Genomic DNA, 12,393 nt, shown 5'->3' with positions numbered 1-12,393 from the left:
TTGACGGAATTAGGAAATAGACTGAAAGAAGCCAGGGAAGCAAAAGGCTTGAGCCTGGATCAACTGCAAGATTTAACGAAAATTCAGAAACGATACTTGAAGGGAATTGAAGAAGGAAATTTTTCGATGATGCCCGGAAAGTTTTATGTTCGCGCTTTTATTAAACAATATGCGGAAGCTGTCGGGATTGAACCGGAAGAACTATTTGAACAATACAAGAATGAAATTCCTTCTACATACGATAATGAATTGCCTGTACAGCTTTCAAGAGTTCAAAGCAGGAAGAGAATAACCGGGAACAGCTCAAAAATTATTGACTTACTCCCGAAAATTTTGATCGGTGTTTTTGTCATAGGTACAATTGCACTTATTTGGTACTTCCTTCAAACAAATGCACGAAATGAAACGAAAGAACCTGTTCAGGAAAAGAACGTACCGGCTCGTTTTGAACAATCAGCAAATCTCGAAAATGAAGTGGAAAAGAACGAAAAGACCGAAAATAAAGAAAAAGAAAAAACTAATTCTGATGAGAATGAGACTGTGATAGATGAGAAAACTCAAGAACAGCAAGTTTCAGTTGTTGAAGCAAGCGGCCGAAATACAGTTTATGAATTGAAAAATGCTGACAAGTTTTTATTGAAAGTTGCTTCTATTGGCGGAGAGACATGGGTTAATATTTCAAATGGCAAAGGCTATTCCTTTTTCCAGGGTACTTTATCAAAAGGCGGAACAGAAAGTCAAACAGTTGACTTTTCAAAAGAACAAGAAGCTGTGATCGTCGTGGGAAATTCAGCAAATACAGAGATCTATATAAATGATCAAAAAGTTGAGTTTGCCGTTCCGCCTTCTGAATCAGTGCGACAGGATATCACGATTCGGTATGTACCAAAGGCAGAATAGTCATCAGTGTTGATGTCTATTTCTCCTTCTTGAATTTTATCGGACAGTATTGGAGGTCACCTAATGAATTTGCCAAATAAAATAACGATATCGAGAATCTTGCTTATCCCCTTGTTTTTAGTTGTCATGCTTGCACAATTTCAATGGGGGGAAATGAAATTCATCGGGACTGAAATGCCGGTGACTCATTTTGTCGGTGCTCTGATTTTTATAGTTGCATCTACAACGGATTGGATCGATGGGTACTACGCCCGTAAATATAAATTGGTTACAAACCTGGGGAAATTTTTGGATCCTCTCGCTGATAAACTATTAGTGTCAGCTGCTTTAATCGTCCTTGTTGATTTAGAAGTGGCAGCTTCTTGGATTGTTATCATTATCATTAGCCGCGAGTTTGCTGTTACAGGTCTCCGCCTTGTTCTTGCCGGAAAAGGAGAAGTAGTTGCAGCAAATATGCTCGGTAAAATTAAGACATGGACACAAATTATTGCGATTTCAGCATTGCTTTTACATAATCCTGTTTTTGAATATGGGAATATCCCATTTGATGACATCGCCCTTTGGGTTGCCATGTTTTTTACGATTTGGTCAGGATGGGATTATTTCTACAAAAACAGACAAGTATTTATGAACTCAAAATAATCAATGAACGATGGGGGAATCTTTATGAACACTGAAATAATCGCTGTTGGCTCTGAATTGCTACTCGGACAAATTGTAAACACGAATGCTCGATTTATATCGAAGCATCTGGCTGATGCCGGAATCAATGTATTTTTCCATGCAGTAGTCGGGGATAACCCAGGCCGATTAAAATCTGTTCTTGAAACAGCCGAAAAACGCTCTGATATCATTATTTTCACCGGGGGGCTAGGTCCGACGAAAGATGACTTAACTAAAGAGACGATTGCGGCTCATCTCGGTAAAGAACTTGTTTTGGATGACGATGCTATGCAGTCGATTGAGGATTTTTATATAAAAACAGGGATGGAGATGACTGAGAACAATCGCAAGCAAGCATTGGTTCTTAAAGGTTCGCAAGTGTTGAAAAATGAACACGGAATGGCACCTGGTATGCTGCTTGACACGGGTAAACGTATTTACATGCTTTTGCCGGGGCCGCCTAAAGAAATGGAGCCGATGTTTTTAAAATATGCGCTGCCTGCTCTATTAAGCAAATTGAACCTGCAAGAAAAACTTGTATCAAGAGTCATTAGGTTTTTTGGAATTAGCGAGGCTCTGTTGGAATCGAAAGTTCAAGATATCATTGATCAGCAAAGCAATCCGACAATTGCTCCGCTCGCTGCGGAAGGGGAAGTCACTCTTCGCTTAACGGCAAAACACAGTTCAATTGAAACGGCGGTCCAGCTTATTGATGAAACAGAAAAATTAATAGTAGAGCGTGTTGGAGAGTATAAATACGGATATGATGATACTACCTTGATGAATGAACTTACGAAGGTTTTGAAACAAAATGGCCTGACGATTTCGTGTGCTGAAAGTTTAACTGGCGGGATGTTTCAACAGGAATTAACTTCTATTCCTGGATCCGTAAACATTCTAAATGGCGGTGTTGTTTGTTATACCCGAGAGTCGAAAGAGAAAGTGCTGCTTGTTAAAAAAGAAACTATTGATAAAGAAGGAGTCGTCAGTGAAGCATGCGCGTTTGAGCTTGCTGAAAATGCTGCCAAGATCTTTCAATCCGATATCGGCATCAGCTTTACCGGAGTGGCCGGTCCGGAAGAATTAGAAGGAAAACCTGCAGGCACTGTTTTTATTGGAATTTCGATTAAGGGCCGCCCGACTCTCGTCAAAAAGGTGAATCTTGCCGGAACACGGGAGGCAATCCGGACCCAAACAGTTAAGTATGGATGCTTTTTCTTGTTGAAATTACTTTTAGAATCACAGAGTGCTTGATTAAGCATTCTGTTTTTTTTGGGGCTGTCTCATAAGGGTCTGACCCCATGTGCATTATCAATATATAGCATATTTATCCAACATTATGTCCTATATATTGTGTTATGGGGTCTGACCCTTAGGCTTATAAGACAGCCCCTTTTTTTTCTTTGTAAATGATCAGATTATTACTCAAAAATCACAAAAAACAATGTTTTTTTGCTCAAAAAAGTTTTCTTTTCTGGACGAAAAGCAGATTATGCGTTTTAAAACAGATTAAAAATTACCGAATAGATGTTCGATTTTTATCTAGACAATTACTATAAAAACCGTTATAGTAAAGATAGATTTTGAGATGAGACGAACAAGAATAAATCCGTAAAAGGAGTTTCTTGTTCGTGAATAAAGGAGGAAATTTTTCGTGAGTGATCGTCAAGCAGCCTTAGAAATGGCGTTAAAGCAAATAGAAAAACAGTTTGGTAAAGGCTCAATTATGAAACTTGGAGAGCAAACCGACCGAAGAATTTCAACCGTGCCCAGCGGCTCGCTTGCACTTGATGCAGCGCTTGGAGTAGGCGGATATCCGCGCGGACGCATTATCGAAATTTACGGTCCTGAGAGTTCAGGTAAAACGACCGTTGCTCTGCATGCGATTGCGGAAGTCCAGGCACAAGGCGGACAAGCCGCGTTTATTGATGCGGAGCATGCTCTTGATCCGATATACGCTCAAAAACTTGGAGTTGATATTGATGAACTGCTTCTTTCCCAGCCGGATACTGGGGAGCAGGCATTGGAAATCGCTGAAGCGCTGGTAAGAAGCGGGGCTGTTGACATAATTGTTATTGATTCTGTTGCTGCGCTTGTTCCAAAAGCGGAAATTGAAGGGGAAATGGGAGATTCACATGTCGGTCTCCAGGCACGCCTTATGTCCCAAGCACTGCGCAAGCTGTCCGGCGCTATTAATAAATCGAAAACAATTGCAATCTTTATAAACCAAATCCGTGAGAAAGTAGGAGTTATGTTCGGCAATCCGGAAACAACTCCCGGCGGACGCGCGCTTAAATTCTATTCTACGATCCGTCTGGAAGTGCGCCGTGCTGAACAATTAAAGCAAGGTAATGACATGGTCGGGAATAAAACAAAAATAAAAGTTGTGAAAAATAAAGTAGCTCCTCCATTCCGTACAGCAGAAGTTGATATTATGTACGGGGAAGGCATTTCGAAAGAGGGCGAAATCATTGATATGGGTTCCGAATTGGATATAATCCAGAAGAGCGGATCATGGTATTCGTACAATGATGAACGCCTGGGTCAGGGCCGCGAGAATGCAAAACAATATTTGAAAGAAAACGTGGAACTCCGCAACGAGATCCAGCAAAAAATCAGGGAACACTTTGGCCTTAATGAAATAAAAACCATTACCGAACCAGATGAACAGGAAGAATTTGAATTATTAGATTAATATGTAAAAAGCAAAGCCGTCAAAGCTTTGCTTTTTTAATTCTTACAAAGTTTAACAAATAAAAATAGATCCCGCAAGGACAAACCCTTGACAATAAAAATTCACAGCTTTACAATTAGTCTTGTATATTTTTCACTTTTTAAGTCATAAAATGTTTAAAAGCCCTAGCGCTGTATGTTGATGTAAAAAACAATGTACATGCCGACACTTAAAAAAGTAACAAAAGTTCATAGCAAGAGGAGGTGAAACGATGGAACCCATTACGATCATCTCCATTTTGCTTGGCCTATTCGTCGGTGCAGTTGTTGGCTATTTAATTCGTAAATCCATTGCTGAAGCAAAGATAACAGGCGCAAAAAATGCAGCTGAACAGATCCTGGAAGATGCCAGGCGTCAAGCAGATGCATTAAAGAAAGAGGCTTTGTTAGAGGCAAAGGATGAGATTCACAAGCTTCGTACTGAAGCTGAACGTGAGGTTAAAGAACGAAGAATTGAACTGCAAAAACAAGAAAATCGTTTACTGCAAAAAGAAGAGAATCTAGATCGGAAGGACGAAACGTTAGACAAACGTGAAGCCCTTTTAGAAAAGAAAGAGGATTCCCTTAATAAAAGACAACAGCATATTGAAGAGATGGAAAGCAAAGTGGACGAGATGGTACGAGCACAGCAAGCTGAACTTGAACGTATCTCGAGCTTGACACGGGAAGAGGCAAAAACAATCATTTTGGAACGCGTTGAGAAAGAGTTGTCTCACGAAATTGCGATAATGATAAAAGAAAGTGAAATTCGGGTAAAGGAAGAGGCAGACAAGAAAGCAAAAGAAATCTTGTCATTGGCAATACAACGATGTGCAGCAGATCATGTCGCTGAGACAACTGTATCAGTTGTGAACCTTCCAAATGATGAAATGAAGGGCCGTATAATTGGCCGTGAAGGAAGAAATATCAGAACCCTCGAAACGTTAACAGGTATTGACCTTATCATTGATGATACTCCTGAAGCCGTCATATTATCAGGTTTTGACCCGATTCGCCGTGAAACAGCTCGTTTAGCATTAGACAAGCTTGTACAAGACGGACGCATTCACCCAGCGAGAATCGAGGAAATGGTAGAAAAAGCCCGGCGTGAGGTAGATGAACATATCCGTGAAATTGGCGAACAAACTACATTTGATGTCGGTGTTCACGGGCTCCATCCAGACTTAATTAAAATTCTTGGCCGCTTGAAATACCGTACAAGTTATGGCCAAAATGTATTAAAACATTCAATGGAAGTTGCACAGCTTTCAGGACTGCTGGCAGCTGAGCTTGGTGAAGACGAAACTTTAGCACGCCGTGCAGGACTGCTTCATGATATCGGAAAAGCAATTGACCATGAAGTAGAAGGAAGCCATGTTGAAATCGGTGTGGAACTTGCTACGAAGTATAAGGAACATCCTGTTGTGATTAACAGTATTGCTTCACACCACGGGGACACTGAACCTACGTCAATCATTGCTGTTTTAGTGGCAGCAGCTGATGCGTTATCAGCAGCGAGGCCTGGAGCACGCAGTGAAACGCTTGAAAACTATATTCGACGCCTTGAAAAGCTTGAAGAAATTTCTGAATCATACGAAGGTGTGGAGAAATCATTTGCAGTTCAAGCTGGCCGCGAGGTTCGGATTATAGTTAAGCCGGAACAAATTGATGATCTTGAAGCTCATCGATTGGCTAGAGACATCCGCAAAAGAATTGAAGAAGAGCTTGATTATCCAGGCCACATAAAAGTTACGGTGATTCGTGAGACAAGGGCTGTTGAATATGCAAAATAAAGCGGTGCAGAATGCACCGCTTTATTTTATCTTTAAAAATGATACAATAATCTAATCAAACATTTTTAATAGAAAGGGCAAGTAAATGAGAATACTGTTTGTAGGCGATGTTGTCGGGTCTCTTGGAAGAGAAATGGTTAGTGAGTATTTAGGGAAGCTAAAAGATAAATATCGTCCGAATTTAACAATTATAAATGGTGAAAACGCAGCCGGCGGTAAAGGAATTACAGAAAAAATTTACCGTCAATTTTTAGAGTATGGGGCCCAAGCTGTTACACTGGGTAATCATACATGGCATAATCGGGAAATCTTTGATTTCATCAATGATGCGAAATACATCGTGAGGCCTGCTAATTTTCCTGATGCAGCTCCAGGTACAGGAATTGTTTACTTAAAAGTTAATCAGGAAGAAGTAGCCGTAATAAGTCTTCAAGGCCGTACATTTATGCCGGCAATTGATTGCCCCTTTATGAAGGCCGATCAACTAATTGAAGAGGCAAAGCGCAGGACTCCCATCATTTTTGTCGATTTTCATGCAGAGGCGACAAGCGAAAAACAAGCGATGGGCTGGTATTTAGACGGAAGGGTTTCTGCAGTTGTCGGTACCCATACACATGTCCAGACGGGTGATGAACGGATATTGACCGGGGGGACTGCTTATTTAACCGATGTAGGCATGACCGGGCCTTATGATGAAATTTTAGGAGTAGAGAAAGAAGCGGTAATAAAAAAGTTTCTTACAAGTCTTCCTGTTCGTTTTGAAGTGCCAAAAAGTGGACGGGTACAGCTCAATGCAGTATTAATCGATATAGACAATAAAAATGGCAAAGCTGAAAAGATACAAAGAATTTTGATTAATGACGATCATCCGTTTTTTTCTTAAGTACGTTCGAAAGTGTTGTTTTATTTGCGTTCCTGGCGCCTTGTAATAAAGCTTGTTGTTTTCCTTTTTTTGACCGAGCCGGAATATGTTAATTAACGGGTGAATATAGTAGCAATGGATAGATATATCCCGTATACACGGCTGATAAAGTTCCCGCGTTATTGAAAAAAACAAAATCGGCTTTTAAAGCCCGAATGATCCTTTCGCCTGAGTGAGAATTAAGAACTCACAGTATGGCTTGATGAGTATCAATTTTATCGAATAATTTTGCGGGTCGGGATGAAATAAGGAGGAGCTAGGAATGGAAATATTAAAAGTTTCAGCAAAGTCTAATCCTAATTCTGTAGCTGGTGCGCTTGCCGGTGTTCTGCGTGAGAGAGGCGCTGCGGAGATTCAGGCAATAGGTGCGGGTGCATTAAATCAAGCCGTTAAGGCAGTAGCAATTGCAAGAGGATTTGTCGCACCTAGCGGAGTTGATTTAATCTGCATCCCCGCATTTACCGATATTCAGATCGACGGCGAAGAACGCACGGCAATAAAATTAATTGTAGAACCTCGGTGAAAAATGAAATTCTCCCTGTTTGCTTGATGTGCAAACAGGTTATTTTTTTAAAAAAATGAAAATGGTTCTTAAAATCTGAAATTAGGTTCAAAAAAACTGTTCAAATACCTTGAAAAATGGTTCATAAAACGAAAAAATTTAAATCGTTGATGAAGACTCCAACTTAGGCAGGAAATTTTAATAAAATAAAAAAAAATTCATATTTTCGTCAATAATTAGCCGGAAAGGGTTGCTTTTTTTAACGCTTAGGTCTAGAATTGAAAGCGTTTAATACCTATCCAAAAATCAAGTTTTAACCGAATTCACGTGGAGAAAGGTTAATTCCTAGTGATTTACTTGGAAAAGTGCTGCACTTATCAAAATAAAACTTTTCTACATATTTTTTTACGTATCTAAAGGGGTGTAAGTCATGATCAATCAACTTTCTTGGAAAGTTGGCGGACAACAAGGGGAAGGAATAGAAAGTACAGGAGAGATATTTTCCATTGCACTTAATCGATTAGGTTACTATTTGTATGGTTATCGCCACTTCTCATCACGTATTAAAGGCGGCCATACAAACAATAAAATCCGGGTTAGCACAACTCAAGTTCGGTCGATTTCGGATGATTTAGACATCCTCGTTGCATTTGACCAGGAAACGATCGATGTAAACTACAAAGAACTAAATGACGACGGGATTATAATTGCAGATGCTAAATTTATTCCGAAACAGCCTGAAGATACAAAAGCAGTATTGTATGCGGTTCCATTTACTGATATTGCAACAGAACTAGGTACATCCCTTATGAAAAACATGGTTGCCATCGGCGCAACTTCTGCCATTTTAGACCTCGATATTACAGTATTTGAAGAAGTTGTGCAAGAGATTTTCGGACGAAAAGGCCGGCAGGTAGTTGAAAAAAACATGCAAGCAATTCGGACCGGATTTGATTTTATGAAAAAAAAACTTGGCAACATTCAAAAACTGCAGCTTGAAAAAGCAGACGGAAAAAAACGTATGTTTATGATTGGAAATGATGCAATTGCATTAGGTGCGCTTGCGGGCGGCTGTCGCTTTATGGCAGCATATCCGATCACTCCGGCATCTGAAATTATGGAATATTTAATTAAAAAATTGCCGGCAATGGGCGGTACAGTTATTCAAACGGAAGATGAAATTGCAGCTGTAACAATGGCGATCGGTGCAAACTACGGAGGGGTCCGTGCGATCACTGCTTCAGCTGGCCCCGGTCTTTCGCTAAAAATGGAAGCAATCGGTTTATCAGGTATTACAGAAACTCCGCTTGTTATTATTGATACCCAACGCGGCGGTCCATCAACCGGACTTCCTACAAAACAAGAACAATCTGACTTGATGGCCATGATATACGGAACACATGGGGAAATTCCGAAAATTGTCATTGCACCAAGTACAGTTGAAGAAGCTTTTTATGATACAGCAGAAGCATTAAACCTTGCTGAAGAGTATCAGTGCCCTGTGATCGTATTATCAGATCTTCAATTGTCTTTAGGGAAGCAAACAGTAGAACCGCTTGAAATTGATAAAGTAGAAATCCGCCGTGGAAAGTTGATAACAGAAAAACTACCTGAAATTGAAAACAAAGGATACTTTAAGAGATATGAAGTTACTGAAGACGGCATCTCGCCTCGGGTCATTCCGGGAATGAAAAACGGCATTCACCACGTAACCGGTGTTGAACACGATGAAACCGGAAAACCGTCAGAGGCTGCTGAAAACCGTATTGTACAAATGAGTAAGAGGTTACGAAAAATTGAAAATATTAAATTTAAAACACCAGTTCATAAGAATGTTCCACATGAAGAAGCAGATCTTTTAATAGTAGGTTTTATCTCCACACGGGGAGCAATAGAAGAAGCAATGGCGCGTTTGGAAAAGGACGGAATTAAAACAAACCATGCCCATATTCGCTTAATTCATCCGTTCCCGACTGATGAGATGATGCCTTTGGTGAAATCTGCAAAGAAAATTGTTGTTGTGGAAAACAATGCAACCGGACAGTTGGCAAATATACTGAAGATGAACGTTGGCCACGCAGAGAAGATTACAAAACTGTTAAAGTTCGATGGAAATCCGTTCTTGCCGCATGAAATCCACACAAAATGCAAGGAGTTGTTTTAAATGGCAACATTTAAAGATTTTCGTAACAATGTAAAACCAAACTGGTGCCCTGGATGCGGTGACTTCTCCGTACAAGCGGCTATTCAGCGTGCAGCAGCCAATGTAGGATTAGAGCCTGAAAATTTAGCTGTTATTTCTGGTATCGGATGTTCAGGACGTATTTCAGGTTATATTAATTCTTACGGATTCCACGGAATTCATGGCCGAGCACTTCCAATTGCCCAAGGAGTAAAAATGGCGAACCGTGAATTAACTGTTATCGCTTCCGGAGGGGACGGAGATGGCTTCGCGATTGGAATGGGCCACACTGTACATGCAATTCGCCGCAATATTGATATTACTTATATTGTAATGGATAACCAAATATACGGCTTAACAAAGGGACAGACTTCCCCTCGTTCTGCTGCAGGTTTTAAAACGAAATCTACACCCGAAGGATCAATTGAACAAGCCATTTCCCCAATGGAATTAGCGTTGACAGCAGGAGCAACTTTTGTTGCTCAAAGTTTCTCAACAGATTTGAAAGATTTAACTGCATTAATTGAAGCAGGCATTAAACATAAAGGTTTCTCTTTTATTAATGTTTTCAGTCCATGTGTAACTTATAATAAAGTAAACACATATGATTGGTTTAAAGAAAATTTAACTAAGCTGAGTGATATTGAGGGCTATGACCCTTCAAACCGCGAAATGGCAATGCAAACGTTAATGAAACATAACGGTCTTGTTACCGGCTTGATTTATCAAGATAAAGAGCGCAAGTCTTACCAGGAACTTGTACCCGGATATAAGGAAACACCGCTTGCACATGCTGAATTACAATTGGATGAAGAACAATTTGATAAATTAGTAGCAGAATTTATGTAAGAACAAACACTTGATGAGGCTGGCTTTCATAAGGGTCTGACTTCCGGTATTGGAGGGGTCTGACCCTTTGTTTATGGGACAGCCCCATTTTTGTGCTTGTTTTTTGAAATCTAATTTAATGTGTTAACAAAAAGTGAATCTTATTTTATGATGAAAGCTCACCCAGCTTCAACTATTGTTTTAACGAAGTCAAAGCTTTATACTATAGTAATGTGCAGCATTCAGGCTGTTCGGTTTCTTTCTTTAGTTTAAGAAGATTTTTAAAAAATAATCAGACAGAAGCTTTATTTCATTTTTCTATTAATAAGAAAGGGGAATTACACGATGAATGAAGAACAGCGTTTAGAAGGGCAGCAAGTAAAAACAGCAAATCCTTCGGACAAAAAATCCGAAAAGGATTACAGTAAATATTTCCAAGCTGTTTACATGCCGCCTTCCCTGAAAGATGCCAAAAAACGCGGGAAAGAAGATGTTAAGTATCATAAAGATTTTGCGATCCCGGAAGAATTCAAAGGCATGGGCAAAGATCGGAAGTTTTACATTCGTACTTATGGCTGCCAGATGAATGAGCATGATACAGAAGTGATGGCAGGGATTTTTATGGGTCTTGGCTATGAGCCGACAGACAAACCTGAAGATGCGAATGTGATTCTTCTGAATACGTGTGCGATTCGTGAAAATGCAGAAAACAAAGTATTTGGTGAAATTGGCCATTTAAAGGCTCTTAAAATGGAAAAACCGGACCTGCTTCTTGGTGTTTGCGGCTGTATGTCCCAAGAAGAGTTAGTTGTAAACAAAATTCTTAAGCAATATCAATATGTGGACATGATCTTTGGAACACATAACATCCACCGCCTGCCAAATATTTTACATGAGGCATATATGTCCAAAGAAATGGTTGTCGAAGTTTGGTCTAAAGAAGGAGACATTATCGAAAACCTTCCAAAAGTCCGCCGCGGAAATATTAAGGCTTGGGTCAATATTATGTACGGATGTGATAAATTTTGTACGTACTGTATTGTTCCATATACCCGCGGGAAAGAACGGAGCCGCCGTCCGGAGGACATTATTCAGGAAGTCAGGCATCTTGCTGCACAAGGATATAAAGAAATTACGCTTCTCGGACAAAATGTCAATGCTTATGGTAAAGATTTCACTGATATGAAGTATCGTCTTGGCGATTTGATGGAAGAAATCAGCAAAATTGATATTCCACGTATCCGCTTTACAACAAGCCATCCGCGTGACTTTGATGACCATTTGATTGAAGTGCTTGCAAAAGGCGGAAACTTGATGCCGCATATTCATTTACCGGTACAATCTGGCTCTACTGATGTGTTAAAAATTATGGCACGAAAATATACACGTGAAGAGTATCTTGAATTAGTCCGTAAAATCAAAGCTGCGATTCCGGATGTTGCGTTAACAACCGATATTATTGTTGGCTATCCGAATGAAACAGAGGAACAATTTGAAGAGACATTATCCCTTTATCGTGAAGTAGGTTTTGAATCTGCATATACATTTATTTACTCTCCACGAGAAGGAACTCCGGCTGCAAAAATGCAGGATAACGTTCCAATGGAAGTGAAAAAGGAACGGTTACAGCGGTTAAATACCCTTGTTAATGAGCTTTCTCGTGATGCGATGAAGAAATATCAAGGTCAAATCGTTGAGGTTCTCGTTGAAGGTGAGAGTAAAAATAACCCGGATGTATTAGCTGGATATACAAGAAAAAATAAACTTGTAAACTTTACAGGTCCTAAATCAGCAATTGGCAAAATTGTAAAAGTAAAAATTACAGAAGCAAAAACATGGTCCTTAAACGGAGAAATGGTGGAAGAATTAGAACTGGTTGAGGTGAATTAAG

Annotated in this window: 10 protein-coding genes; all 10 read left to right on the top strand. The window is 39.9% G+C overall.

Features of this window, described 5'->3' with window-relative positions; genetic code table 11:
• The gene (locus PB1_RS00665) at positions 1 to 900 is read left to right on the top strand and encodes a helix-turn-helix domain-containing protein (RefSeq protein WP_003350111.1); all 900 of its coding nucleotides are present in this window, start codon (positions 1 to 3) and stop codon (positions 898 to 900) included.
• A 63-nt stretch (positions 901 to 963) separates the two neighbouring features.
• On the top strand, positions 964 to 1,542 hold the full coding sequence (pgsA, locus tag PB1_RS00660) for a CDP-diacylglycerol--glycerol-3-phosphate 3-phosphatidyltransferase (RefSeq protein ID WP_003350110.1): 579 nt from the start codon (positions 964 to 966) through the stop codon (positions 1,540 to 1,542).
• A gap of 24 nt (positions 1,543 to 1,566) precedes the next feature.
• Positions 1,567 to 2,817 (top strand): competence/damage-inducible protein A, encoded by a 1,251-nt coding sequence (locus PB1_RS00655; RefSeq protein WP_003350109.1) that lies wholly within the window; start codon positions 1,567 to 1,569, stop codon positions 2,815 to 2,817.
• A 400-nt stretch (positions 2,818 to 3,217) separates the two neighbouring features.
• A complete protein-coding gene (gene recA / locus PB1_RS00650) occupies positions 3,218 to 4,258 on the top strand; it encodes a recombinase RecA (RefSeq protein WP_003350108.1) in 1,041 nt (346 codons plus the stop codon).
• A gap of 250 nt (positions 4,259 to 4,508) precedes the next feature.
• Positions 4,509 to 6,068: a ribonuclease Y gene (gene rny / locus PB1_RS00645; RefSeq protein ID WP_003350106.1), complete on the top strand. Its 1,560-nt coding sequence runs from the start codon at positions 4,509 to 4,511 to the stop codon at positions 6,066 to 6,068.
• An 85-nt stretch (positions 6,069 to 6,153) separates the two neighbouring features.
• Positions 6,154 to 6,951: a TIGR00282 family metallophosphoesterase gene (locus PB1_RS00640; protein WP_003350104.1), complete on the top strand. Its 798-nt coding sequence runs from the start codon at positions 6,154 to 6,156 to the stop codon at positions 6,949 to 6,951.
• 301 nt (positions 6,952 to 7,252) lie between these two features.
• Entirely contained in the window at positions 7,253 to 7,513 is a 261-nt protein-coding gene (spoVS, locus tag PB1_RS00635) for a stage V sporulation protein SpoVS (protein ID WP_003181955.1), read from the top strand.
• A gap of 409 nt (positions 7,514 to 7,922) precedes the next feature.
• Entirely contained in the window at positions 7,923 to 9,656 is a 1,734-nt protein-coding gene (locus PB1_RS00630; RefSeq protein ID WP_003350103.1) for a 2-oxoacid:acceptor oxidoreductase subunit alpha, read from the top strand.
• Complete coding sequence (locus tag PB1_RS00625; protein WP_003350102.1) at positions 9,657 to 10,523, top strand: 2-oxoacid:ferredoxin oxidoreductase subunit beta; 867 nt, start codon at positions 9,657 to 9,659, stop codon at positions 10,521 to 10,523. It begins immediately after the preceding gene.
• Positions 10,524 to 10,847: 324 nt separating this feature from the next.
• Complete coding sequence (gene miaB / locus PB1_RS00620; protein WP_003350101.1) at positions 10,848 to 12,392, top strand: tRNA (N6-isopentenyl adenosine(37)-C2)-methylthiotransferase MiaB; 1,545 nt, start codon at positions 10,848 to 10,850, stop codon at positions 12,390 to 12,392.
• Position 12,393: the final 1 nt, after the last annotated feature.

This window comes from Bacillus methanolicus PB1 (assembly GCF_000262755.1).
In the GTDB taxonomy this organism is placed as follows: domain Bacteria; phylum Bacillota; class Bacilli; order Bacillales; family Cytobacillaceae; genus Bacillus_Z; species Bacillus_Z methanolicus.
This window is presented reverse-complemented; position numbering and strand designations above follow the sequence as displayed.